This is a genomic window from Blastococcus sp. SYSU D00868 (genome assembly GCF_054050575.1).
In genome coordinates this window covers 56,854-80,807 of sequence record NZ_JBJGZO010000021.1, presented here as the reverse complement: position 1 = coordinate 80,807, position 23,954 = coordinate 56,854, and the positions used below count along the sequence as shown (strand labels likewise).

21 protein-coding genes are annotated in these 23,954 nt (G+C 76.6%); 7 read left to right on the top strand and 14 right to left on the bottom strand.

Translation table 11 applies throughout. The annotated features are described in order from the left end of the window. Positions 1-137: 137 nt before the first annotated feature. From ACI79F_RS17215 to ACI79F_RS17190, 6 genes are all read right to left on the bottom strand, one after another. Entirely contained in the window at positions 138-2,222 is a 2,085-nt protein-coding gene (locus ACI79F_RS17215) for an elongation factor G-like protein EF-G2 (protein ID WP_456546661.1), read from the bottom strand. 9 nt (positions 2,223-2,231) lie between these two features. Beyond that, positions 2,232-2,423: a DUF1918 domain-containing protein gene (locus ACI79F_RS17210; protein WP_456546660.1), complete on the bottom strand. Its 192-nt coding sequence runs from the start codon at positions 2,421-2,423 to the stop codon at positions 2,232-2,234. A gap of 159 nt (positions 2,424-2,582) precedes the next feature. Then, positions 2,583-4,100, bottom strand: coding sequence for an aldehyde dehydrogenase family protein (locus ACI79F_RS17205; protein WP_456546659.1), 1,518 nt, complete (start codon positions 4,098-4,100; stop codon positions 2,583-2,585). Between the two features lie 191 nt (positions 4,101-4,291). After that, entirely contained in the window at positions 4,292-4,807 is a 516-nt protein-coding gene (locus ACI79F_RS17200; RefSeq protein ID WP_456546658.1) for a (2Fe-2S)-binding protein, read from the bottom strand. After that, the gene (locus tag ACI79F_RS17195; RefSeq protein WP_456546657.1) at positions 4,804-5,682 is read right to left on the bottom strand and encodes an FAD binding domain-containing protein; all 879 of its coding nucleotides are present in this window, start codon (positions 5,680-5,682) and stop codon (positions 4,804-4,806) included. Before ACI79F_RS17195 ends, ACI79F_RS17200 begins: the two co-directional genes overlap by 4 nt. Then, positions 5,679-8,057, bottom strand: coding sequence for a xanthine dehydrogenase family protein molybdopterin-binding subunit (locus ACI79F_RS17190; protein ID WP_456546656.1), 2,379 nt, complete (start codon positions 8,055-8,057; stop codon positions 5,679-5,681). The genes ACI79F_RS17195 and ACI79F_RS17190 overlap by 4 nt, the downstream gene beginning before the upstream one ends. A gap of 159 nt (positions 8,058-8,216) precedes the next feature. Between ACI79F_RS17190 and ACI79F_RS17185 the strand changes: the two genes are divergently transcribed. Continuing rightward, positions 8,217-8,855: a TetR/AcrR family transcriptional regulator gene (locus ACI79F_RS17185; protein ID WP_456546655.1), complete on the top strand. Its 639-nt coding sequence runs from the start codon at positions 8,217-8,219 to the stop codon at positions 8,853-8,855. Here the strand turns inward: ACI79F_RS17185 and ACI79F_RS17180 are convergent. The 4 genes from ACI79F_RS17180 to ACI79F_RS17165 all read right to left on the bottom strand — a co-directional run bounded on the left by ACI79F_RS17180 (position 8,821) and on the right by ACI79F_RS17165 (position 13,528). Beyond that, complete coding sequence (locus tag ACI79F_RS17180) at positions 8,821-10,776, bottom strand: MFS transporter (RefSeq protein ID WP_456546654.1); 1,956 nt, start codon at positions 10,774-10,776, stop codon at positions 8,821-8,823. The genes ACI79F_RS17185 and ACI79F_RS17180 overlap by 35 nt on opposite strands. A gap of 179 nt (positions 10,777-10,955) precedes the next feature. Beyond that, positions 10,956-12,080 (bottom strand): pectin acetylesterase-family hydrolase, encoded by a 1,125-nt coding sequence (locus tag ACI79F_RS17175; protein ID WP_456546653.1) that lies wholly within the window; start codon positions 12,078-12,080, stop codon positions 10,956-10,958. An 82-nt stretch (positions 12,081-12,162) separates the two neighbouring features. After that, on the bottom strand, positions 12,163-13,140 hold the full coding sequence (locus ACI79F_RS17170; protein ID WP_456546652.1) for an anti-sigma factor RsbA family regulatory protein: 978 nt from the start codon (positions 13,138-13,140) through the stop codon (positions 12,163-12,165). A gap of 121 nt (positions 13,141-13,261) precedes the next feature. After that, positions 13,262-13,528: a hypothetical protein gene (locus ACI79F_RS17165; protein ID WP_456546651.1), complete on the bottom strand. Its 267-nt coding sequence runs from the start codon at positions 13,526-13,528 to the stop codon at positions 13,262-13,264. A gap of 123 nt (positions 13,529-13,651) precedes the next feature. On the opposite strand from ACI79F_RS17165, the gene ACI79F_RS17160 reads away from it, so the two are divergent. From ACI79F_RS17160 to ACI79F_RS17145, 4 genes are all read left to right on the top strand, one after another. After that, positions 13,652-15,652 carry a SpoIIE family protein phosphatase gene (locus tag ACI79F_RS17160; RefSeq protein ID WP_456546650.1) on the top strand — a complete coding sequence of 667 codons (2,001 nt, stop codon included), beginning with the start codon at positions 13,652-13,654 and terminating at the stop codon, positions 15,650-15,652. Between the two features lie 189 nt (positions 15,653-15,841). Beyond that, a complete protein-coding gene (locus ACI79F_RS17155; protein WP_456546649.1) occupies positions 15,842-16,513 on the top strand; it encodes a response regulator in 672 nt (223 codons plus the stop codon). Beyond that, positions 16,503-17,852, top strand: a complete 1,350-nt coding sequence (locus tag ACI79F_RS17150) for a sensor histidine kinase (RefSeq protein ID WP_456546648.1) — start codon at positions 16,503-16,505, stop codon at positions 17,850-17,852. The genes ACI79F_RS17155 and ACI79F_RS17150 overlap by 11 nt, the downstream gene beginning before the upstream one ends. 119 nt (positions 17,853-17,971) lie before the next feature. Beyond that, the gene (locus ACI79F_RS17145; protein WP_456546647.1) at positions 17,972-19,102 is read left to right on the top strand and encodes a hypothetical protein; all 1,131 of its coding nucleotides are present in this window, start codon (positions 17,972-17,974) and stop codon (positions 19,100-19,102) included. Between the two features lie 104 nt (positions 19,103-19,206). Here ACI79F_RS17145 and ACI79F_RS17140 read toward each other — a convergent pair whose 3' ends face one another. The 3 genes from ACI79F_RS17140 to ACI79F_RS17130 all read right to left on the bottom strand — a co-directional run bounded on the left by ACI79F_RS17140 (position 19,207) and on the right by ACI79F_RS17130 (position 21,050). Beyond that, positions 19,207-19,647, bottom strand: a complete 441-nt coding sequence (locus ACI79F_RS17140; protein WP_456546646.1) for a response regulator — start codon at positions 19,645-19,647, stop codon at positions 19,207-19,209. Positions 19,648-19,881: 234 nt separating this feature from the next. After that, entirely contained in the window at positions 19,882-20,163 is a 282-nt protein-coding gene (locus ACI79F_RS17135; protein WP_456546645.1) for an STAS domain-containing protein, read from the bottom strand. A 200-nt stretch (positions 20,164-20,363) separates the two neighbouring features. Then, on the bottom strand, positions 20,364-21,050 hold the full coding sequence (locus tag ACI79F_RS17130) for a hypothetical protein (protein ID WP_456546644.1): 687 nt from the start codon (positions 21,048-21,050) through the stop codon (positions 20,364-20,366). Positions 21,051-21,153: 103 nt separating this feature from the next. On the opposite strand from ACI79F_RS17130, the gene ACI79F_RS17125 reads away from it, so the two are divergent. Both ACI79F_RS17125 and ACI79F_RS17120 read left to right on the top strand, forming a co-directional pair. Further along, positions 21,154-21,855, top strand: coding sequence for a response regulator transcription factor (locus ACI79F_RS17125; RefSeq protein ID WP_456546643.1), 702 nt, complete (start codon positions 21,154-21,156; stop codon positions 21,853-21,855). Beyond that, the gene (locus ACI79F_RS17120) at positions 21,852-23,108 is read left to right on the top strand and encodes an ATP-binding protein (RefSeq protein WP_456546642.1); all 1,257 of its coding nucleotides are present in this window, start codon (positions 21,852-21,854) and stop codon (positions 23,106-23,108) included. Before ACI79F_RS17125 ends, ACI79F_RS17120 begins: the two co-directional genes overlap by 4 nt. A gap of 51 nt (positions 23,109-23,159) precedes the next feature. Here the strand turns inward: ACI79F_RS17120 and ACI79F_RS17115 are convergent, their stop codons facing one another. Beyond that, positions 23,160-23,900: a YcnI family copper-binding membrane protein gene (locus ACI79F_RS17115; RefSeq protein WP_456546641.1), complete on the bottom strand. Its 741-nt coding sequence runs from the start codon at positions 23,898-23,900 to the stop codon at positions 23,160-23,162. Between the last annotated feature and the right edge of the window lie 54 nt (positions 23,901-23,954).

Genomic DNA, 23,954 nt, shown 5'->3' with positions numbered 1-23,954 from the left:
CCCCCCCGCGCCGCCCCCCCGGCCCCCCCCCCGCCCCCCGCCCCCCCCCCCCCCCCCCCCCCCCCCCCCCCCCCCCCCCCCCCCCCGGGGGGGGGCCCCCCCCCCGCCACGATCAGGTGGGCTGATCCCGGCCGGGGTCAGGCGGGGACCGGGGTCAGGTTAGCCGCCGCGAGGTTCGCCGGCGCCGGCTCGTAGCCCAGCGGCGCCCGGGTGAACCCGCCGGTGCCGTGCGACACCGACCGCAGCGACCCGGCGTAGGTGAGCAGCTCGACCTCGGGCACCTCCGCGCGGACCGTCGTCCGGTCCCGCTCGGGGTCGGCGTCGCTGCCGGTGACCCGGGCCCGCCGGGCCGACAGGTCGCTCATCACCGCCCCGACGTACTCCCCGGGCACCGTCACGGCGACCTCGCACCAGGGCTCCAGCACCCGGGTGCCGGCGGCCGACGCGGCTTCCCGCACCGCCAGCGCGCCGGCGGACTGGAAGGAGGCGTCGGAGGAGTCGACCGAGTGCGCCTTGCCGTCGACGAGGACGAACCGGGCGTCGACCAGCGGCCGGTCCCCGTTCACCCCGCGGGCGGTCTGCGTGCGGATGCCCTTCTCGACGCTGCTGTGGAACTGGCCGGGCACGGTGCCGCCGACGATCCGCTGCTCGAACACGATCCCCGAGCCGGGCGGGCCCGGCTCGGCCTCGACCACCACGACGGCGTACTGGCCGTGCCCGCCGGACTGCTTGACCAGCCGGCCGGTGACCCGGGCGGGCCCGGCGAGGGTCTCCACCAGCGGCACCCGGACCGGCACCGTGGTCACCCCGACCCCGTGCCGGGAGCGCAGCCGGTCCAGCAGCACCTCGGCGTGCCCCTCCCCCACGCACCACAGCAGCAGCTGCCCGGTGTCGGGCCGGCGCTCCACGCGCACGGTCGGGTCCTCCGCGGCCAGCCGGGCCAGGGCCGTGGCCAGCCGGTCCTCGTCGGCGCGGGAGGCGGCCTCGACGGCGACGGGCAGCTGCGGCACGGGCAGCTCCCACGGGGTCATGAGGTAGGGGTCGTCCGGGCTGGACAGGGTGTCGCCGGTCTCGGCCGAGCCCAGCCGCGCCACGGCGCACACGTCGCCGGCGGGGCAGGCGGCCACCGGGCGCAGCGTGGCGCCCAGCGGGCTGGAGATCGCCCCGACCCGCTCGTCGACGTCGTGGTCGGGGTGGCCGCGGTCGGCCAGCCCGTGGCCGGAGACGTGCACGGGGATGTCCGGACGCAGGGTGCCGGAGAACACGCGCACCAGCGAGACGCGGCCGAGGTAGGGGTCGGTGGTCGTCTTGACCACCTCGGCGACCAGCGGGCCGTCGGGATCGCAGACCAGCGCGGGCGCGGGCCGGCCGTCGGGGCGGGTGACGTGCGGGCAGCCGTGCTCCCGCGGGCAGGGGAAGGCGGCGACGAGCAGGTCGAGCAGCTCGGGCACGCCGATGCCGGTCAGCGGGGCGACGCAGAGCACGGGGTGGAAGTGGCCGCGGGCGACCGCGGTCTCCAGGTCGGCCACCAGGTCGGCGACGACGAGCTCCTCGCCGGCGAGGTACCGGTCCATGAGCGTCTCGTCCTCGCTCTCGCCGATCACCGCCTCGATCAGCTCGGCGCGCAGCCGGTCGGCGTCGGCCGCGTCGGGGTGGGGCTCGAGCAGCGACACCAGCCCGCTGACGCCGCCGTCGGGGCCGCGCTGCACCAGGTGCAGCGGGAACACCCCCTCCCCCAGCATGGTCTGGCAGGCGCGCACGGTGTCGTCGACGTCGGCGCGGGAGCGGTCGAGCTGGGTGAGGACGACGGCGCGCGGCAGCCCGACCGCCGCGCACTCCTCCCACAGCTGCACGGTGGCCGCGTCGACCCCGGCGGCCGCCGACACCACGAAGAGCGCGGCGTCGGCGGCGCGCAGCCCGGCCCGCAGCTCGCCCACGAAGTCCGGCGAGCCGGGGGTGTCGAGCAGGGTGATCCGGTGGTCGGCGTGCTCGACGGTGGCGACGCCGAGGCTCACCGAGCGCTGCTGGCGGACCTCGACGTCCTCGCCGTCCAGGCAGGTGGTGCCGTCCTCGACCCGCCCGGCGCGCGGCAGCGCGCCGGTGGCCACCAGCAGCGCCTCGGCCAGCGTGGTCTTGCCCGCCCCGGCGTGCCCGACCAGGGCGACGTTGCGGACCCGCTCGGCGGCTCGCGGCTCCGGCGCCGGGACCGTCTCCTTGGCCATCCCAGGGCCTCAGGCGTTCTCTCGGATGACGCTGGCGGTCCCCGACGGGTAGAAGAGCCCGGTGTGCCCGTCGGGGTCCCACTCGACCCGGTACGGCGGCCCGCCGTCGGGCTCGTGGCACTCGATCACCCGGCCGGTGCGCTCCGGCTCCCCGGTGTGTGTGGAACGGACGACGATCCGGTCTCCGACGTGTGCTTCCACGGCGGCCTCCACGGCGGCTCGGCGAGGGTTGTGGTGTCGCACACACCCTGACCGCGGGGGGCGGGCGGGGGCAAGCCCGCGCGGGCCCGGCCGCGGGACGGCCGCGGCGCGCGCGCTCGCCGGGGCCGTCCGTCGGCTGTCCGCCGCCGCTCGGTCGCCTCAGTCGACGACGTGCGGGCCGTTGTCTCCGTCGCGCAGCGGCAGGCCGATCGCCTTGATCTCCAGGTACTCCTCGAAGCCCCAGTGGCCGTTGCGCCGGCCCAGCCCGCTCTGCTTGTAACCGCCGAGCGGGGTCTTGAGGCCGAAGTAGGAGCCGCCGTTGACGACCATCGTGCCGGCGCGCATCTGCAGCGCGACGGCGAGCGCCCGCTCCTCGTCGGCGCTGGCGACCTCGCCGGACAGGCCGTAGATGGTGTCGTTGGAGATGGCGATGGCCTCCTCCTCGGTGTCGTACGGGGTCACCGTGAGGACGGGGCCGAAGATCTCCTCCTGGCCGATCCGCGACCTCGGGTCCACGTCGGCGAGCAGCGTCGGCTTGGTGAAGTAGCCGGGCAGGTGGTCCGGTGCCTCGCCGCCGGTGACCAGCCGGGCGCCGTCGGCGACCGCCGACCGGACCAGGCCGAGCACCTTCTGCTGCTGGGTGGCGCTGATCTGGGCGCCCTGGATGTTGTTCACGTCCCACGGGTCGCCGTACGGCATCATCTCCATGGCGCCCTTGAGGATCGCGATGCCCTCCTCGTAGCGGGAGCGCGGCAGCAGGATGCGGCTGGCCAGGGTGCAGCTCTGGCCGGAGTTGAAGCAGGCGGTGCCGGCGGCGACGGGCAGCACGGCCATGAGGTCGGCGTCGTCGAGCGCGATCAGGCTGGACTTGCCGCCGAGCTCGAGCATGACCTTCTTCACCGTCGAGGCGCCGGCGGCCAGGATCGAGCGGCCGACCGCTGTGGAGCCGGTGAAGGTGACCATGTCGACGTCCGGGTGCGCGGCCAGGGCGCCGCCCACCTCGTTGGACTCGCCGACGACCACGTTGAAGATGCCCGGCGGGATGTCGGTCTTCTCGGCGACGATGCGGCCGAGCTCGGTGCCCATCCACGGGGTCAGCTGCGCGGGCTTCAGGACGACGGCGTTGCCGGCCATCAGCGGCGGGACGGACTCGGCGACGTTCAGGTACAGCGGCGTGTTCCACGGCGTGATCGCCGCGACGACGCCGATGGGGTCGTACTGCAGGATCCGGCGCGAGCTCATGCCCATCGCCGAGTCGACGCCGAGGTTCTGCAGGTACTCGAACCTGCGCCCGAACTCCGGCCAGTACGCCGACTCCTCGACGGGGTGGGCGATCTGGATGCCGTAGGTGGCGGCCAGCGGCGTGCCGGTCTCGGTGACGACGATCCGGCGCAGCCGCTCCTGCTCCTCCTTCAGCGCCTCGTGCAGCTGCATCAGGCAGTGGTGGCGGAACTCGACGTCGCGCTTCCAGTTGGTCTGCTCGAAGGCCCGCCGGGCGGCCCGGACGGCGCGGTCGACGTCCTCGGGGGTGCCGTCGGTGCACTGGCCGGCGACCTCGCCGAGCGCCGGGTTCTCCACGTCGAAGAAGGCCCCGCCGGCCGCGTGCACCAGCTCCCCGTCGATGAGGATCCGGTCGTCGCCGGCCAGGACCCCGGTCTCGCTCTGCACCGCTGTCATCAAGCTGCTCCCACAGGTCGGAACCCTGCCCGGCCGCGCCGGTGGTCCCGGTCCGCGATCCATCGACAGTTCGGCAAGTCTGTAACAGTCGTCACACGCATGACAAGGGCCGCGGGGGCGGCCGGTCCGGTGCCGCCGCGGCGGGTCGCGCGGCGCACGCGGCGCCGCCGCCGGTCGGTCGGCGCCTTCGGTCAGTCCGCGGCGCCGCCGGAGGGGACGGCGCGGGAGGCGGCGCGGGAGGCGGCCAGCCGCACGCCCTCGACGATGCTCTGGTAGCCGGTGCAGCGGCAGATGTTGCCCGACAGGCACTCCCGGATCCGCTGCGTGCTGGGCTCCGGCTCCTCGGCCAGCAACGCGACGGTGGTCATCACGAACCCGGGCGTGCAGAACCCGCACTGGAACGCGTGGCTGTCCTGGAAGGCCTGCTGCACCGGGTGCAGCTCCTCGCCGTCGGCGAGGCCCTCCACGGTGGTCACCTCGGCGCCGCGCGCCTGGACGGCCAGCATGAGGCAGGACCGGACGGCCGCGCCGTCGACCAGCACGGTGCAGGCGCCGCACACGCCGTGCTCGCAGCCCAGGTGCGTGCCGGTGAGCCCCAGGCCCTCGCGGAGGAAGTCCGCCAGCGTCGTGCGGACGTCGGCGGCGCCGGTCCGCTCCTGCCCGTTGACCCGCAGGGTGATGTCCGTGCGGCTGGCGCTGCTGGTCATGCGGGTGCTCCTGCCCGGTCGGCCGCGGCGGCGAGGGCCCGGCGGACGGTCACCCGGGCGAGGTGGCGGCGGAACTCCCCGCTGCCGTGGACGTCGGAGGCGAGCTCGAGGTCGGCGACGGCGTCCTCGGCGGCGGCGGCGAAGGTCTCCGCCGAGGCGGCGGCCCCGGCCAGGGAGGCCTCCACCGCCGGCAGCCGCAGCGGCACGTCGGCGACCCCGATGAGGCACAGCCGCGCGGAGTCGATCGTCGTCCCGCCGTCGAGCGCGACCATCGCGGCCACCCCGACGAGGGCGAAGTCGCCGTGCCGGCGGGCGACCTCGGTGAACGCCCAGCCGGCGCCCGGCGGGGTGCCGGGGACCCGCACCTCGGCGAGCAGCTCGTCGTCGCCGAGCGCGGTCGTGTAGTGGCCCAGGAAGAACTCGGCGGCGGTCAGCACCCGCTCGCCGCCGTCGCGGGAGCGGAGCACCAGCGAGGCGTCGGTGACCGCGGCGACGGCGGGCAGCTCGGCGGAGGCGTCGGCGTGGGCGATGCTGCCGCCGATGGTGCCGCGGTTGCGGATCGCCTCGTGCCCGATGAGCGGCAGCGCCTCGGCGAGCACGGGCACCCGCTCGGCGACCAGCGCCGAGCGCTCCGCCGTCCGCTCCCGGGTGGTGGCGCCGAACGACAGCCCGCCGTCCGCCTCGGCGATGCCGGCCAGCTCCGCCACCCCGTTGAGGTCGACCAGCACGGCCGGCCGGGCCAGCCGCATCGACAGCATCGGCAGCAGGCTCTGCCCGCCGGCGATCACCTTGGCCTCGTCGCCGTGCTCGGCCAGCAGGTCGAGGACCTCGTCCTCGGTGGCCGGCGCGGCGTACTCGAACGGTGCGGGCTTCATCGGACCGGCACCGCCCCGATCAGCTCCAGGATCCGCGACGGCGGCAGGTGCTGCTCGCGGACCTGCGCCCCGAACGGCGCGAGCGCGTCCTCGATGGCGCTGGTGATCGCGGCGGGCGCGACGATCATGCCGCCCTCCCCCACGCCCCGGAAGTTGACGTCGGGGTCGTTGAGCACCGTCTGCACGTGGTGGACCTCGATGTCGGGCACGAGCGTGGCGGTCGGCATCAGGTAGTCCAGGAAGGAGGCGGCGACGAACTGGCCGTCCTCGTCGTAGGCGGCGTGCTCCAGCAGCACCGCGCCGACCGCCTGGGCGACGCCGCCGCGGATCTGCCCCTCGACGATCGCCGGGTTGACCGGCACGCCGCAGTCCTCGACCACGACGTAGCGCTCGAAGGCCACCAGGCCGGTCTCGACGTCGACCTCGACCACGCAGGCGTGCACGCCGCCGGACCAGCCACCCTCGCCGCCGTCGAACTCCTCGGTGACCCGCAGGTCGGGGTCGGCGCCGGCCGGCAGCCGCTCCGGCTCGGCGGCGACGATCCGGGCGAGCTCGGCCAGCGGCAGCGACACCCCCGGCGTGCCGCGCACCGAGACGGTGCTGTCGACCAGCTCCAGGTCGGCGGCGTCGGCCTCGAGCAGCTCGGCGGCCAGTGCGAGGACCTTCGCCCGCAGCGCCCGGGAGCCGTGCAGCACGCTGCCGTTGGCCATCGTCGCCGCCCGGCTGCCGCCGGTGCCGATCAGCGTGACCGGGGTGATGTCGGTGTCGCCCCAGCGCACCTCGACGTCGGTGAACCGCACCCCCATCTCGTCGGCGGCCACCTGCGCCAGCGTCGTCTGGTGGCCCTGCCCGTGCGGCTGCTGGCGGGTGGTGACGACCACCTTGCCCCGCTCGTCGACGGCCAGGTGGGTCGTCTCGTTGCCGACGATGTCGGGCGCCCGCTCACCGCCGGTCTTCGGCGGCGGGGCGCCCTCGAGGTAGGCGGCCAGGCCCAGGCCGAGGTACCGGCCCTGCTCCCGGGCGGCGCGCTGCCGCTCCCGGAAGGCCGGCACGTCCATCAGCCGGACCGCCTCGGCCAGGCACTCCTGCGTGGTGACGCCGGTGTAGGGGGTGCCGGTCAGCATCGCCAGCGGCGGCTCCCCCCGGACGACGTAGTTGCGGCGGCGGACCTCCGCCGGGTCCAGGCCCAGCTCCCGGGCCACGATGTCCAGCGACCGCTCGCGCAGGAAGTCGCCGGTCGCCCACGGCCCGCGGTAGCTGACGTAGGTGGCCTTGTTGGTGAAGACGCTGCTGGCCTTCGCCGCCAGGCCCTCCAGCCGCAGCGGGCCCTGGAAGAACATGACGGCCGCCATCGCCATGGACGAGCCGGGGAACGGGTCGGCCAGGTAGGCGCCGACGTTGAGGACGAGGTCGAGGCGGGCGCCGAGGATCCGCCCGTCGTCGGTCACGGCGAGCTCGACGTCCGCCTTCTCCTCCCGGGCGTGCCCACCGCTGGACAGGTGCTCGAGCCGGTCCTCCACCCACTTGACCGGGCGGCCGAGGTCCCTGGCCACCGCAGCGACGGCGACGTCCTCGCGGAACACGCTGTTCTTCAGCCCGAAGCCCCCGCCCACGTCGGCCGCCAGCACCCGGATCTGCTCCATGGGGACGCCGATCTGCGGCGGGAGCAGCAGCCGGAGCATGTGCGGGGACTGGGTGCTGGCGTGCAGGGTCAGCTTCTGCTCGGCGTCGTCCCAGCTGGCGACGATGCCGCGGGTCTCCATCGGGTTCGGGTGGTGCCGGTGCACCGAGACGGTGGTGCGCAGCACCCGGTCGGCGCGGGCGAACGCGCCCTCGACGTCACCGAGGGGCAGCTCCATCGAGAAGGCGAGGTTGGAGCCGACCTCGTCGAACACCGGCGGCTTGGCCGGGTCCAGCGCGTCGGCGTAGCTGACCACGGCCTCCAGCGGCTCGATGTCGACCTCGACGAGCTCGAGGGCGTCCTCGGCGAGGTAGCGGCTCTCGGCCACCACCAGTGCGATCGGGTCGCCGACGTGGCGGACCTTGTCGGTGGCCAGCGCGTGGGCGGCGGGGATCGCCATGCCCGGCATCTGGTCCATGCCGGCGATCGCGCCGGCCCTGCCCGGCTGGGTGAGCCGCTGGATGTCGGCGCCGGTGTAGACGGCGACGACGCCGGGCAGCTGCCGGGCCGCCTCGGCGTCCACCGACAGCAGCCGGCCGTGCGGCGCGTAGCTGCGCAGGAAGGCCGCGTGCAGCATCCCCGGGAGGACGACGTCGTCGAGGTAGCGGCCGCGGCCGGTGAGGATCCGCGGGTCCTCGACCCGGCGCACGCTGGTGCCCACGTTCCGCGCCGCCCCGACCCCGGTCACCGTCACGCGTGCCCCCTGTCGTCGTCGGTGCACCCGGGCCTGCGCCCGGCGCCGTTCGGATGCTGGCGGAGCCGGGCCTGTGTGGCAAGGGTCACGGTAGGGCCGACGGCGGCGCCGGACGCGAGGACGGCGACAGCGGCGCACCGGGCTGCGCAGAATGGGCGGATGGGCCCGGCGACCGCATCCTCGTCGGCCGCACCCGCCGTGGTGCGGCGGACGCGGCTGACCCGGGACCGGCGCGGCGAGCAGCTGCTCGACGTGGCCGAGCGGTTGTTCGCCGAGCGCGGCTTCGAGGGCACGTCGATGGAGGACATCGCCCGCGCCGCCGGCGTCACCCGGCCGGTGGTCTACGCCCACCACCCGACCAAGGAGGCCGTCTTCCTGGCCTGCGTGCGGCGCGCCCGCCGGGAGCTGGAGGACCGCCTCGACGAGCTGGCGCCGGGGAACCGGGAGACCGGCGTGGCCGACGTCATCGAGCGCGGCGGGGCCGCGTTCTTCGAGATCCTGGAGCGCGACCCCCGCCGGTGGGCGGTGCTGTTCACCCCCAGCTCCGCCCTGTCCGGCGAGCTGGGCCGGCAGCTGGACGACCTGCGGGCCGGGACGATCGAGCGGATCGCGGCCGCCGCGCGGCGCGTCGCCCCGGACGCCGACCCCGACCGGCTGAGCGCCTACGCGCACGCGATCAGCGGGGTCGGCGAGCAGCTGGGCCGGTGGTGGATCGGCCGGCCCAGCGTCCCCCGCGAGCAGGTCGTCGGCTACTACCGCGACTTCATCGTGTCGGCCCTGACGCCTCCCCGGCGGTGAGCGCGGCGAGCTCGCGCTGCACCGACTCCTCGTGGCGCCGCTCGTCCTCGCGCGCCCGGCGCGGGCTCCACCGCCCGGCCATGACGAACACGAACGGCAGGAACAGCACCTGGCCGGCGATGCACACCCACCACCATGTCTGCCACTGGCCGGGGTTGTCCTCCGCGGCCCGGGCGACGTCCGGGCCGTTCTCGGCCAGGTAGGTCAGCTGCTCGTCGGTGAAGACGGTCGGGGCCGCCTGCAGCGTCTCGCCGTACTCCGCCGCAGCGGCCAGGGCCTCGGGGTCGGCGGACCCGAGGTCGACCAGCCGCTGCAGCGCCGTGGCGCCGTCGACGCCCAGCCCCGCCTGGATCTGCTGCACGGCCGCGCCGATCGCCGCCCCGTCCCCGGAGTCGGCCTGCAGCGCGGCGAGGGTGTCGGGCTCGATCGCCTGCGCGGTCACCACCTGCTCGGAGACCGCCTCGATCCCGGCGACCTCGTCGGCCGACGCGCCCTGGATGGTGGCGACCTGGCCGAGCAGCTGCCCGAGTGCGTCGGCGTCGGCCGGGTCGGCCTGCACCCGCGCGACCAGCTCCTGGTCGATCCCGGTGATGACGGCGAACTCCTCGGGGTGCTCGGCCTGCATCTCGGTGATCGGCTCGGCGTCGTCGACGAGCACCGAGGTGGCCGGCACGACGAGGGTGAAGACGGCCAGGGAGACGGTGACGACCAGCCGCAGGATCCAGCCCCAGATGGCCAGGCCGGTCGCCGTGGCCGCCGGGTTGTGGCGCTCGACGGTCTCGGTGAAGCTCGCCATCCACGCGACGTAGGCCATGCCGCCGCCGCCGGCGGACAGGATGAAGTAGACGGCGAAGGTGTGGTAGCTGGTGTCCGGGTCGGTCGCGGCCAGGGCGAACAGCACGCCGCCGACCAGGCTGATCAGCGTGCCGACGACCATGAACGGCTTGCGCACCCGGACGCGGTCGCTGAGCACGCCGGTGACGACCAGCGCGATGGCGTTGGTGATCCAGTACCAGTTGGCCAGCGCGTTGGCCCGGGCCTCCGACCAGCCGAAGACGGTGGCGAAGTAGACGACCGTGAAGCCGACGAGGATGTAGTACAGGAGCAGGAAGACGCTGATCGCGAAGGCCGAGCCGATCACGTCGAAGCGCAGCATCTGCCGCCAGTGCCCCTTGAGCGCCTGCTCGGGGTCGATGCCGGCGGCGCGGGCCTCGATCAGCGCCCGGTCGCGCATGCTGACCATCAGCTGGTCGCGCAGCGCCGGCGACAGCTCGCGGAGCCCGAGGAAGGCGATCACGAACACGACCAGCCCGGCGATGCCGCAGACGTAGAACTGGAACCGCCAGTCCGGGTGGGAGTCCAGGGTGTTGCTCGACACCATCGTCACGACGAGGCTGCCCAGCACCGGACCCAGCGTCCAGAAGCCCATCGCCACGCCGCGGCCGACCTGCGGGGAGAAGTCCCGGATCAGCGCCGGGGTGGCCACCAGGACCACGCCCTCGACGAAGCTCAGCAGCGCGAAGAGCACCGTGAACACCGTGGCGTCCGACGCGTGCGGCAGGCCGGCGAGCGTGATCAGGCCGGTGGCCAGCAGGCCGTAGACGACCAGGTTGGCCCGCCCCCAGCGGTCGGCCAGCCCGGCGAACAGCGACGCGAACGCGCCGACCAGGTTGCCGATCACCGACACGAAGACGTAGGCGGTGAAGGAGAAGTCCAGGTCGGCGATGACCTGGGTAGCGACCGAGCCGCCGACGTAGAGCTCGTAGTACAGGACGATCGTGGCCAGCACCGTGATGCCCAGGTACAGCGACCGCGGACCGTCGTCCGGGTAGTGCGGCAGCTGCCGGTTCCACAGACCGCGCCGGGCGGCCGCGGGGGCGGGGTCGTCGTCCCGCCGCGTGGACAGCGTGGTGGAGCTCATGGTCGTCCCCCTCCGGCGGCCGGACGGCCGCGCGCAGGCCCGCCCGGCCGGGCCGGGCGGTGTGGCATCTGCCACACCGCGGGGGACGATAGGGACACTGGCTACGGCGTGTAAAGCAAGCGCGCGGGGGCCGCCCCGGGTCTCCCCGGGACGGCCCCCGCGACGTCGCTGGTGGCCGGTCAGCTGTGCACGTCGCCGACGTCCTCGCCCTCGACCACGCCGGCGATCCAGTCGATGAGCCGGGTGCCGTCCACCTCGACCTCGTAGAGGTCGTCGGTGGCCGTGCTGACGTGCTCGGTGCCCGGGCCGACCCACCAGTCCAGGTCCACCCCGGCGGCCTCGATCTGGGCGTTGTTGGCGTCGATCAGCTCGACGAGCGGGGTGTCGGCGAACCCGATGAGGTCGGCGAAGGCCCGCTGCACCTCGTCGTCGGCCGTGTTGACGGTGGCCAGCGCGACACCCGGCACGTGGTCGCTGGTCTGCACGAACAGGCCGGGCAGCGACCACGCCGTCGGCGGGTCGCCGGCGGTCTCCGGCCACGCCGGCAGCTCGTCGAAGATGCCCCAGAGGCCGCCGATGAGCGTGGTGATGCCCTCGTCGCCGGGGTAGGCCGCCGACGCGTCCGCGAGCACCGTGATGTCGGCGTCGGGCAGCAGGTCGTGGGCGAGCCCGCCGTACAGCGGCGCCCCGGCCGAGCCGGCGCTCTGGCCGACGACGACGACCTGCTCGGCGTCGGGGAACTCCTGCGCGAGGGTCTCCAGCGCCGTGCCGGCGTTGGTGCGACCCACGTGCTGCACGACGACGCCGTTGCCGTAGTCGTGGGTGGCGCTGCCCAGGTGCAGGTCGCCGGTGCAGTAGGGGACGTAGACGACGCTGGCGCCGGCGAGCGGGTTCTCCGGGTTGGTGAGGTCGAGGATGCCCTCGTCGGCCGGGTTGTCGCTGCTGCCCGGCTGGTCGGGCAGGCCGTCGGCGAGGTTGGGCTTGAACGTCGCGGACTCGCCCGGCGCGCAGGTCTCTGCGCTGAAGCAGGCGCCGCCGCCCTCGAGGAAGAAGACGACCCGGCTGGGGTCCTCGCCGCGGTGGACCCAGTAGTGGAACTCCGACGCGTCGCTGCACTGGCACTCGGCGGGCGCGGTCACCTTCTCCCAGGTCATCTCCTCGGCGGCGCCCGCGGCGCTGCTCCCGGGGGCCGAGGTGGCCGCGCCGCCGTCGCCGGAGCCGGAGGTGGAGTCGTCGTCGGAGCAGGCCGCCAGCCCGGACAGGGCGAGGACGGCGGCGAGTGGTGGCAGCAGGCGGCGGAACATGGCCGGATGCTAACCGTCCGTGTTCTGCGTCACGTCGGCGCGCCAGGGGCGCGCCGCAGGTCAGGCGTCCGCGGCCGCCCGGTCAGGGCCAGCCGGTCGACAGCCGCACGCTGACCCGGCCCCCGCCCCGGCGGATCACCACGTGGTCGCACAGCTGCCGCGCCAGCCAGAGGCCCATGCCCCCGTGGGAGAGGTCCTCACCGTGGGCCGGGCCGTAACCGGCGAAGGGGTCGTCGAGGCCCGTGCCGGAGTCGGTGATGGTGCACACCAGCCGGCCCGGGGCGGTCCACAGGCGCAGCCCGGCCGGCGGCGTGCCGTGCCGGACGGCGTTGGAGGTGATCTCGTCGACGGCCATGAGGTAGTCCTCGAGCAGGTCCCGGGGCCCGTCGACCCTCTCCAGCAGGGTGCGGACGGCGTGCCGCAGGCCGGCGTAGTCGGTGATCGGGCCGGCCTCCAGCGCCGGGGGCGTGGACTCCAGCGGCTCGTCGGGCACCGGCAGCGCGCGCAGGTACCGGGCCGGGTCGACGAAGCCGGGGTTGGGCACCCGCCCCTCCGCGGTGACCAGGTGCGGGTGGGTGTCGCGGACGCAGGCCAGCAGCGGCTCGGGCAGCGCGGCGTCGAACGCGCACAGCCCCCACAGCGGGTGCCCGGCGAGGGCCACGTTGACCACCGCCTCGTAGGCCTGCCAGTCCCGCCGGTCCTCGGCCGTCGTGCCGAAGTCGGGCTCGCCCACCACGCGCACGAGCCGGCCCGGCGCGGCGTGCTCGGCGGCGAACCGGCGGAAGGCGGTGAGGGCCGTCGGGGTGCGCGCCCGGTAGAGGGTGCGCCGGTCGAGCACGAGCACCCGCGGGTCGCCGCCCACCGCGTCCGCCAGCGGCCCGGCGGCTCCCGGGCCGACCGCGACGACGGCGGCGTCCCCGGCGGCCAGGCCGTCGAGCAGCCAGGGGGCGGCGGTCGCGGCGAGCGCGTCGGCGTCCGCGTAGAGCAGGGCGTCGTGCCGGAGGGCCGGAGCCGCGGCCGGCCGATCGTCGCCGCGCGGGTCCCGCTCCTCGCCGTGCACGTCTCGCCCCCGTGTACCGGCCCGCCTGCTGGAGCCGGAGTCGTCTCGGTACCGCCGACTCCTGTGTACCCCAGGAACGGGCACCGGGGCACCCGCGCCCGCGCGGCCCCGGGCCCACGGGTCAGGTCCGGGACTCCCCCGGCTCGACGGCGGCGACCCGCGGGACCGCCTCGGCCAGGTAGCCGCGGATCCGGCCGGCCAGCCACCGGTGCCGCGCGGCCCGCCGTCGCAGGCGCGCGGCTCCCGGCTCCGCGGCGGCCGCCGCGCGCCGGTCCAGCGCGGCGGCGGTCTCCTCGTGCACGAGCAGCTCGCGGTGCAGGTAGGCCAGCTCGGGGTCGTCGAGCAGCGGGTGGCGGGCCCGGGACGGTCCGGGCAGCCCGACGGTCACGCCCGGGATCGTGGCGCGCCGCCGGCCGGCGCGCCATTCGATCATGCCCCGCCGGGCGGGGAGGCACGGACCGCCACCCGGGCCGGCGCGCCCGGGCGCCCTCCCGGGTGCGAGAGTGTGCGCGTGCGTGCGGCGGACCAGGGAGGAGCGGACGCCGAGGACTCCCGGAGCACGCCACCCGCGGACGGCGCCGGACGACTGGTCGGCGATCCCGCGGTGGTCCGCCGGTCGTTCGACCAGCTCCCGTTGATCCTCGCCGTCTACGCCGGCCCCCAGCACACCGTGGTGGCGGCCAACGCGGCGATGCGGTCCTTCTTCGGCCGCGACGACCTGGTGGGCCTGCCCATCCGCACCGCGCTCCCCGAGCTCGCCGGCCAGCACGTCTTCGAGCTGCTCGACGAGGTGCTGGCCACGGGGCGCCCCCGGGTCGCCCGGGAGTGGCGCCTGCAGGTCGACCTCGGCGGGACCGGTGAGCTGCAGGAGGTCCACCTGGACTTCCACATGGCGCCCACCCGCGCCGCCGACGGGCGGGTGGACGGCGTGGCCACCTACGCCTACGACGTCACCGAGGCCGTCCGCGCCCGCCGGGCCGCCCAGGAGCAGGCCGCCGACGCCGAACGCCGGGCGCGCGACGCCCGCGACGTGGTCACCGCGCTGCAGGAGGCGCTGCTGCCCACGGACCTGCCGGTGCTGCCCGGCGCCCGGATCGCCGCCCGCTACCTGGTCGCCGACCGCGACCAGGTCGCCGGCGGGGACTGGTTCGACGCGATCCCGCTGTCCGACGGCACCGTCGCGCTGGTCGTCGGGGACGTGGTGGGCCACGGCGTGGCCGCGTCCGCGGCGATGGGCCAGCTGCGCGCCGTGCTCGCCGACGCGCTCGTCACCGGCGCCGGACCGGCCGTGGCCCTGGCCCGGGCGGACGCCTTCGCCGCCCGCGCCCGGCGACTGCGCGCGACCACGGTCGCCCTCGTCGTGCTCGACCCGGCGACCGGCGCCCTGACCTACGCGTGCTGCGGCCAGCCCCCGCCGCTGGTGGTCTCCCCCGACGGGACGACGCGCCTGCTGGGCGACCCCGGCGGCGAGCCGCTGGGCACCGGGGAGCCCGGGACCGCGCCGCCCCTGTCGGCCGACGCGCTGGCGCCCGGCGAGCTGGTGCTGCTCTACAGCGACGGGCTGGTCGAGCGGCCCAACCGCAGCATCGCCGACGGCATGGCGGAGCTGGCGAAGGTCGCCGCCGACGCCGCGACCGGCCAGGCCCCGCTGGGCGCGGGGGCCACCCCCGCCGAGCGGGTCTGCCGGCTCACCGTCGAGCTGCTCACCCGGACCGGGTACGACGACGACGTCACCGCCCTCGCCGCCCTCCGCCTGCCGGAGCCGGTCGCGCCCCTGCGTGTGGAGACGACGACGGGCCGCGAGGGCATCCGCGGGCTGCGCCGCACCGTCGACGCGTGGCTGGACGGCGTCGACCCCGCGGCCGAGGACCGGGACGCCGTCGAGCTCGCGGTGTGGGAGGCCGTCGCCAACGCCGTCGACCACGCCTACCCGCCGGGCAGCTCCGGCCCGGTCCGGGTCGACGCGACGCTGCGGCCCGACGGCGTGCTGGAGTGCCACGTCAGCGACGAGGGCTCCTGGCGGGAACCCGACCCGGGCGCCACCCACCGCGGCCGCGGGCTGCTCATGGCGCAGCGGCTGACCGACTCCCTGCACGTGCGGCGCGGCGTCCCCGCGGAGGCCGTCGACGGCGGGGGCACGGTCGTGACCCTGCGGCACGAGCTGCACCGGCCGGCGATGCTCGGCTCGGGGGTCGGCCGCGATGCGCGGCCCGCGCCCCGGCCGGCGTTCGCCGTCGACGCCGAGCTCGGCCGGGTGCGGGTGGCCGGCCCGGTGGACGTCGTCTCCGTCGAGGCCCTCGCCCGCGAGCTGGCCGCGGCCTCCCGCGGCGGGGTCGTGCCGCTGACGGTCGACCTGACCTCGGTGACGCTGCTGGCCAGCGCGGGCGTGCAGGTGCTGCACCGGATGCGCGACCAGCTCGCCGGCCACGGCGCCGGGCTGACCCTCGTCGCGCCGGCCGGCAGCGCCGCCCGCGCCGTCCTGGACCTCGTGCACCTGCCGGTGACCGGCTGACCCTCCTCGCGCCGGTGTCCGTCACGGAGAACCATCCGGTCGGCCACGCTGCGTGCCGACCCGCGACGCGCCGACCAGGGACTTTCGTCCCTGGAACGACTCCAGCTATGGCGCAACGGACCTGATCCGTGCCATAAGTGGTGCGTGCCGGACACACGGGGTGGAGCCGGCAACGGCTCGGAGGTCTCCTTGAGCGTCGCGCAGAGCGCCGTACTGTCCCGGCAGACCCGGTCCGTCCTCGTGGTGGACGACCACACGACCTTCGCCGAACTGCTCGCCGGCGCCCTCGAGGCGTCGGGCATGCGGCCGATCGGCATCGCCTCGTCGGCGGCGCAGGCCATCGCCATCGCGGCGAGCGAGCAGCCCGACGTCGTCGTCATGGACATCGAGATGCCGCAGCAGGACGGGCTGGCCGCCACCCGGCGCATCCGGGAGGTGACCCCGGACGCCGTCATCGCCGTCGTGACCGCCCACCGCGACCCCGACTGGGTGGTGCGCGCGGCGCAGGCGGGCGCGTCGGCGTTCATCCCCAAGGACGGGTCGCTGACGGAGATGATCGACATCCTGGCGCGGGTCCAGCCCGGCCAGATGCTGGTCGCCCCGTCGACCTTCGCCTCGGGCACGGCCGCCGCCCGGCCGCGCAGCGCCCCGCTCCCCCAGCTGACCCGCCGGGAGCAGGAGGTGCTCGACTGCCTCGGCCGCGGGATGCAGGTCAAGGCCATCGCCCGGGTCCTCGGCATCACGCTGGAGACCTGCCGCGGGTACGTGAAGGCCCTGCACGCCAAGCTCGGTGTGCGCTCGCAGCTCGAGGCGGTGGTGAAGGCCCAGGAGCTGGGGCTGCTGAGCCCGAGTGCCCGCTGAGGACCTGCTCGCGCCGGGCCGGCCCCGGCAGTCGCGGAGGGCGTCGCTCGGCGGTCCGTTCACGGCCTTCGTCGTCTCGGCGCTGCTCGTCCTCGCGGCGGTGGCGACCGCCGCCGTCCTGATCAGCGCGCACATCGCGCGCTCCACCGCCGTCGCCGAGGCCGAGCGGATCGCCGTCCGGCTGGCCGACCTGCTGGTCGCGCCGCTGCTGCGCGACGCCCTGGCCGGTGACGAGACGAAGTGGGCCGAGCTTGAGCGCGACCTCGACCGGCGGATGAGCGACGGGTCGGTGGTCTCGGTGCTCGTCTGGAGCGACGAGGGCGAGGTCGTCTGGTCGACCATCGACGAGCTCGTGGGCCAGCGGCCCGGCGTGGGCGAGGACCTGGCGGCCGCGCTCGCCGGCGACGTCGTGGCGCACGTCGACGACTCGCCCGAGACGGCGTACGAGGGGATCACCGGGCCGCTGCTGGAGGTCTACGCCCCGGTCGACGTCCCCGAGCGGATGGTGGTCGAGACCTACCTGCCCACCGACGGCATCGAGCGGCAGACGTCCCTGCTGCGCGGCGAGATCGTGCCGGTGGCCGTGGGCGCGCTCGTGGTGCTGCAGCTGGTGCAGCTGCCGATCGCGGCCTCCATGGCCCGGCGGGCGCGCCGGCACGAGGAGGAGCGCCTGGAGCTGATGGCCCGCACGCTGAAGGCCTCTGACCGCGAGCGGCGCGCGATCGCCGGCGACGTGCACGACGGGCCGGTGCAGGACCTCGCCGGGGTGAGCTACGCCCTGGCCGGGCTGCGGTCCGTCGTGCCCGAGGAGCGGCAGAAGACCGTGGACCGGCTGACCACGACGATCCGGCACGCGGTCGCGTCGCTGCGCCGGCTGATGGTCGACATCTACCCGCCCGACCTGAGCGGGCCCGGCCTGGCCGCCGCTCTCGACGACCTCGCCGTCCGCCTGCGCGAGCGCGGCACCGAGGTGACCGTCGACGCCGAGGCGCTTCCGGGGCTGCGCCCGGAGTACGCCGCCGTCCTCTACCGGACGGCGAAGGAGGCCCTCACCAACGTGGCCCGGCACGCCGAGGCCTCGCACGTCTGGGTCCGGCTGTCGCGGACCGACAACGGGCACGGCGACGCGGCCCTGCTGACCGTCGCCGACGACGGGGTCGGGCTGCGCGCTCCCGAGGACGCCGAGCCGGACGGCGGGAGCGCGGACGGCGACGGGCACTTCGGGCTGCGGCTGGTGCGCGAGCGGCTGGCCGACCTCGACGGCGAGGTGCAGGTCGAGCCCCGCGCCGGCGGCGGGACGGTGCTGACCGCCGTCCTCCCGCTGCCCACCGGCGACTAGGCCGGCACCGCCGCTCCCCTGCTTTTGGGGTCCTCCGGGCCCCCCCGGCGGGAGCTCTCCCGGCGCGGGCCGCCGGGCACCCTCTCCGGTGACGGCTTTCCGACATCGGGGGAACCACCATGCACACCGATCCCGCTGCTCCCGCCCCGGGGACGACGCCGCCGGCCGCCGAGGCCGCTCCGTGGCGGCCCTCGCCGCGACCGCGCCGACCTTCGCCCGACGCCGCGGGGACCGACGCCGCCCCCGAGCCACGCCGGGCACCGGCGCGGCGGCCCACCCGTCGGGCGGCCGAGCGGACGGCCCGGCAGGAGGCGCGTCGGGAGGCACGTCGCACGGCGCGGCACGCCGCCGGCACCGCCCCGGCCGCGTCCCGCGCCCGCGCCGCCTGCGCGCCGGCCACCGTCGGGGCCGGCGCCGCCACCCTCGGCATCGCGGCCGCGCTCGCGGCCGTCGGCACGATCGGCGCCCCGGCGGCGCTCCCGGAGTTCGTCGCGCTCAGCGGGGCCGTCGACGGCTGGTCCGACTCGTCCGGCGCCGGGTCCGCGGCCGGGGAGGAGGGGCTGCGCGGCGGGCCGCTGGCGGTCCCGTGGATCGGTGCCCTGCTGCCCGGCCTCGACCCGATGGCGGTGCCGACCGCGAACGCGGCCGCCACGTCGTGGGCGGTCGACGCGACGGCGCCCGCCGGGCCGACCGCGGTCTGGCTGCCCGTCCCCGGCAGCGCGGTGCCGGTGAGCCCGGTGCCCGTGCCCCCGCCGCCCACCGGCATCGCGCCCACGGTCCTCCCGCCGGGCTCGCCCGTGCCGACCGCACCCGCGCCGCTCCCCCTGCCCTCCGACCCCGCGCTCGCGAGCCAGGTGCCGACGGGCACCGCCCCGACGCCGACGGCGCCCGCGCCGACCAGCCCGGTGCCCACGGCGCCCGCACCCACCACCCCGGTGCCCACGGCGCCGGCGACACCCGTCCCGACGACTCCCGCGCCGACGACCCCGGTCCCGACGACCCCCGAGCCCACGACGCCGGTGCCGGCGCCGACCACCCCGCCGCCTCCGGCGGAGCCGACGCCCGAGGCGCCCCCGCCCCCGACCACGACCCCGGAGGCCCCGCCGACGGTCGACCCGACGCCGGTCCCCCAGGCCCCGCCGGCCGAGACGACGACCGCGGCGCCGGTCGAGCCGAGCGCCGACCCGGCCGCCACCACCGCGCCGCTGCCCGACCCGACGGACCCCGCCACGGTCCCGCCGGCAGGCTGACCGGCCGCCGCCCGCCCGCACCGCACGCCGCCGCCCCGATCCCCGGACCGTCCGGGGAGCGGGGCGGCGGCGTGTGCGGGTGCGCGGCGCCGGCGGCGGTGGGCTCAGAGCAGGCAGGGGCAGCAGGTGCAGCCGGCACTGACCGCGCGGATGCAGCTGAGCAGGTCCTCGGGCGGCGCGTCCTTCGACACGAGGGCGTGCGCGCCGGCGTCGGTCGCCCGCTGCACCGCGGCCGGCCCGTCGGCGGTGAGCACGACCACCCGGGGCTCGGGGTCCTCGGTGCGCAGGACGCGGGTGGCCTCCACGCCGTCCATCACGGGCATCGAGAGGTCCATGAGGACGACGTCGGGCCGCAGCAGCTGGGCGGCGCGCAGCACCTGGGAGCCGTCCTCGCACTCCCCGACGACGTCGATGTCCTCCTCGTAGGAGAGCCACTCGGTCAGCATCTCGCGGAACCCGGCGTGGTCGTCCACCACGAGCACGCGGATCGGCGTCGCGGCCGCGTGGTCCCCGCACCGTTCGCACTCGTCGGCGGACCCGGTCACCGTGCTCCTCCCCCGGACGAGCGGGGGCGAGGCGATCGCTTGCTCACGCGCCCTCCTGTCGACTCCCCCGCTGGGTCAGCTGCCCGACGGACGGACAGGGGCCGGCTCCTGCTCCTCCACCATGCGCCTGCCGGGGCGCCTCCGGGCACCCCAAGGCTGGGGACTCTCGCACGGTCATCTCGTGGGGGTGCATTCGGGGTCCCCGGCGGTGGAGGGGTCGGGTGCGACGTCCGGTCAGGACTCGCAGGTGAAGACGTCGCTGAGGCCGGAGACCTCGAGCACGCGGGCGAAGCGCTCGGTCGTCCCGCGGATGAGCGCGGGCTGCCCCTGCCCCGCGCGCGCCTGGGCCCACCGCACCAGCAGGGACAGGCCGTGGGAGTCGATGTAGCCGAGCTCGCCGACGTCGACGGCCACCACGGTCTGGGCGGCGAACTGCCGCGCGCCCCCGAACTGGTCGAGCAGGGCGACGTCGACGTCCCCGTGGAAGTGCGCCACCGGGCCCTCATCGGTGGCCACGATGGAGATCGAGCCGCTCGGCCCCAGATCCGCGTCCGCTCCCCAGCCGGGTTGCACGCCGCAACTCTGCCCAGCGCCGCGCGCCCGCACAAGGCGTTGGGCCGCCGTGTCCGCGGTGCGTGCGGGCTGCGGCGCGCGTCGGCGCCCGCGCGGGGGTCGGCGCCGGCCCCTGGGTGCCGGCACCGCCCGTTCCCACGGGCTCAGTCGTCCGAGCCGTGGCCGCCGGAGTCATCGCCCGGCTCCCCACCGCGTCCGCCGGAGTCGTCCCCGGAGTCGTCAGCGTCGTCAGCGTCGTCGGAGTCGTCCGAGTCGCCGCCGTGGCCGCCGGAGTCGTCCCCCGGCTCGACGCCGCTGCCGTGGTCGTCGCCCGGCGGGTCGTCGGAGCCGTGCCCGCCGCCCGTGGACGACGGCGCGGCCGGCGCCGGCGTGGACGACGAGGAGGAGGTCGAGGACCCGCCGCGGCCGCTGTTGTCGTCGGCCCGCGGGCCCTCCTGCACGAACACCGGGCTGCCGTCGGCGCCGCACGTCACGTGCACCTCGAGCTTCTGCGTCGCGCTCTCGAACTCGATCTCGCCCGGCTCCTGGGAGTCGTCGTTCCACCAGCCCGTCGCCGGCACGCCGGCCAGCCTCGGGGTGCCGTCGGAGCAGTCGGCGAAGACGGTGCCGGCGACGGTGACGTACTCGTCGGTCGCGGGACCCGCGGTGGGAGGCGCCGCCGGAGGGGCTGTTCCGGTCGCGGTGGCGGTGGGGGCTCCGGTGGATGCCGCGGCCGGGACCGTGCCCGGTGACGCGGACGCGTCCACGAGGGACACCGCCAGGAACCCGAGGCCGACGGCCGCCGCGGCCGAGGTGGTCCAGGCGGCGCCGAGGAGGAGTGGTCGTCTCATGGGGCAGACCCTCCGGCTCCGACGGTTAAGACCACCCCAAGACGGGGTCAAACGAGTGCAGTGCACCACGTTCCGCCCCCGGGGGACGCTAGCGTTCCGCGCCGTGGCCCAGCTCCTGGTCGTCGAGGACGACGAGCGCATCCGCACGGCGCTCGTCCGCGCCCTGCGCGAGCGGGGGCACGTCGTCACCACCGCCGCCACCGGGATGGAGGGCCTGCGGGTGGCCGTCGAGGCGCGCCCGGACCTGGTGGTCCTCGACCTCGGGTTGCCCGACGTCGACGGCGGGGAGGTGCTGCGGATGCTGCGCGCGGTGTCCACCGTCCCGGTCGTGGTCGCCACGGCCCGGGACGACGACGACGCGGTCGTGGCGGCCCTGGACGCCGGCGCCGACGACTACGTCCGCAAGCCGTTCCGCGCCGACCACCTCGAGGCGCGGGTGCGCGCCGTGCTGCGCCGCGCCGGCGGCGGCGCCGGGCCGGTGCCGGACACGCTGACCGTCGGGCCGCTGACCGTCGACGTGGGACGGCGACGGGTCACGCTCGACGGGCGCGCGGTCGAGCTGACCCCGAAGGAGTTCGAGCTGCTCGCGCACCTGGCCGCCCGCGCCGGCACGGTGGTGTCCAAGCGCGAGCTGCTGGCCGAGGTCTGGCAGCTCCCCTACGGCGGGCCGGACAAGACCGTCGACGTCCACCTCTCCTGGCTGCGGCGCAAGCTCGGGGAGAGCGGGGACGCCCCGCGGCTGCTGCAGACCGTGCGCGGGGTCGGGGTGCGCCTGGTCGACCCCGCGGACGAGCTGGCGCCGTGAGGCGGCAGATCACCCTGCTGGTCGCCGCGACGACGTCGGTCGTCCTGCTGGCCTTCCTGCTCCCCGCCGCCTCGCTCGTCGCCCGGGTCGCCGAGGCCCGCGCGCTGGACGCCGCCCGCGCGCAGGTGCAGTTCCTGGCCGCCCCGGTGGGGCTGGCGGCCGGCCCGGACCAGGTGCAGACCGCCCTGCTGGGCACCACCGGCGACCTGGACGTCGCGGTCCGCTGGACCGACGGCACGTGGCTGGGCCGGCACCGCGACGGCGGCCCGGCCGACCCGACGACCGCCGCCGTGCTGGAGGAGGACGACGGCGCCCGGGTGCTGCAGCCGGTCCAGCGGGTCGACGGGCCGGCGGTGGTCGAGGTGTTCGTCCCCACCGGGCAGCTGCGCGCCGGCGTGACCCGCGCCTGGCTGGTGCTGGCCGGCCTGGGCGTCGTCCTGCTGGCGCTGTCCCTGCTCGTCGCCGACCGGCTGGCGCGCTCGCTGACGCGGCCGGTCACCGACCTGGCCGACACCGCCCGCCGGCTGTCGGCCGGCGACCTGGCCGCGCGGACGACGCCGGCCGGGCCGCCCGAGGTGCGCGACGTCGGCGCCGCGGTCGACCAGCTGGCCGGCCGGATCGGCGAGCTGCTCACCGCCGAGCGGGAGGCCGCCGCCGACCTCGCGCACCGGCTGCGGACCCCGCTGACCGCCCTGCAGCTGGACGCCGAGGCCCTCCCCCCGGGCAGCCGGGAACGGGTGCTGGACGGCGTGGACGCGGTCGGCCGAGCGGTCGACCAGGTGATCCGCGACGCGCGGCGGCCGGTCCGCGAGGGGCTGGCCGCCGCCTGCGACGCGGCCGCGGTCACCCGCGACCGCGGCCACTTCTGGTCGGCGCTGGCCGCCGACGAGGGCCGGCCGCTGCGGGTGGACGCCCCCGACGGACCGGTGCCGGTCCGGGTGCCGGCCGACGACCTGTCCGCCGCCCTGGACGCCCTGCTGGGCAACGTGTTCGCGCACACGCCCGACCGCACGCCGCTGCAGCTCTCGGTCCGCCCGCGCGACGGCGGCGGCGCGCTGGTGACCGTGCGCGACGCGGGGCCGGGCATGCCGGCGTCCGCGGTGGTGCGCGGGGCCAGCGGCGGCGGCTCCACCGGGCTGGGGCTGGACATCGCCCGCCGCACCGCCGAGGCGTCCGGCGGCGGCCTGCGCCTGGACTCGTCCCCGGCCGGGACGGCGGTCACCCTCGAGCTGGGCCCCCCGGCCGGCCCCTGACCCGGCCGGCGCCCGGCCCGGCCGGGCGCGCCGGCCCGGCCGGGTGGGTCCTCAGCCGCGCCGGCGCGCCGCCAGGCCCAGCCCGACGCCGGCGACGCCCGCGACCAGGCCGGCGATGCCGACGACGAGGGCGGTGGTGGCCAGCCCGGAGCCGTCGGAGTCGTCGTCGGCGGCGGTCGCGTCGGACCCCGCCGCGGCCTCGGACACCGTCGGGCTCGCGGCGTCGCCCCCGGCGCCCCCGTCGTCCCCGGCGGCGCCGGTCAGGGACAGCACCGGCGCGGGGCTCTCCGGCTCCTCCTCGCCGTCGACGGTCGGCTCGATCCAGGCCGACTCCTGCCCGTCGTCGTAGGTCTGGATGGTCGGGAAGGTCATCTGGTCGACCTCGGGGATGGGCCCGGCGCTGATCGAGAAGGTCTGGTACTCCCCCGGCCCGATGCCGCCGCCGGGGTCGGCGGTCCAGGTGATCTCCGTGACCCCCTCGGTGACCTCGGTGCCGTGCACCTCGACCGGCGGGTCGATCGGGCCGGTGGTGGTCGTCGCCGTCCAGCCCGGCACCGGCTTGACGCTGACCGACGCCAGCGGGGTGTCGGACGGGATCGACACGCGCAGGGTGACCGTCGAGGCGGTGTCGCTCTCGTTGGGCACGCGGAAGGTGAGCTCGCCGAAACCGCCGGGCGCCGCGTCGGCGGAGGACACCCGGACGTGGGCCGAGGCGGTGCCCACGCCGGCGGCGAGGACCGCGACGGTCGCGACCGAGGCCGCTGCCAGGGCGCGGAGGGGACGGACGGGCACGGGGAACTCCTTCGTCGGCCGCCGGCCGGCCGGGTGCCGGGCGCGTGCGGTGCT

What these genes read in the sequence shown, in the direction of transcription:
- ACI79F_RS17215 (WP_456546661.1), bottom strand. Translation starts at nt 2,222, where the DNA reads ATGGCCAAGGAGACGGTCCCGGCGCCGGAGCCGCGAGCCGCCGAGCGG.
- ACI79F_RS17205 (WP_456546659.1), bottom strand. Translation starts at nt 4,100, where the DNA reads ATGACAGCGGTGCAGAGCGAGACCGGGGTCCTGGCCGGCGACGACCGG.
- ACI79F_RS17200 (WP_456546658.1), bottom strand. Translation starts at nt 4,807, where the DNA reads ATGACCAGCAGCGCCAGCCGCACGGACATCACCCTGCGGGTCAACGGG.
- ACI79F_RS17195 (WP_456546657.1), bottom strand. Translation starts at nt 5,682, where the DNA reads ATGAAGCCCGCACCGTTCGAGTACGCCGCGCCGGCCACCGAGGACGAG.
- ACI79F_RS17185 (WP_456546655.1), top strand. Translation starts at nt 8,217, where the DNA reads ATGGGCCCGGCGACCGCATCCTCGTCGGCCGCACCCGCCGTGGTGCGG.
- ACI79F_RS17180 (WP_456546654.1), bottom strand. Translation starts at nt 10,776, where the DNA reads ATGAGCTCCACCACGCTGTCCACGCGGCGGGACGACGACCCCGCCCCC.
- ACI79F_RS17175 (WP_456546653.1), bottom strand. Translation starts at nt 12,080, where the DNA reads ATGTTCCGCCGCCTGCTGCCACCACTCGCCGCCGTCCTCGCCCTGTCC.
- ACI79F_RS17145 (WP_456546647.1), top strand. Translation starts at nt 17,972, where the DNA reads ATGCACACCGATCCCGCTGCTCCCGCCCCGGGGACGACGCCGCCGGCC.
- ACI79F_RS17130 (WP_456546644.1), bottom strand. Translation starts at nt 21,050, where the DNA reads ATGAGACGACCACTCCTCCTCGGCGCCGCCTGGACCACCTCGGCCGCG.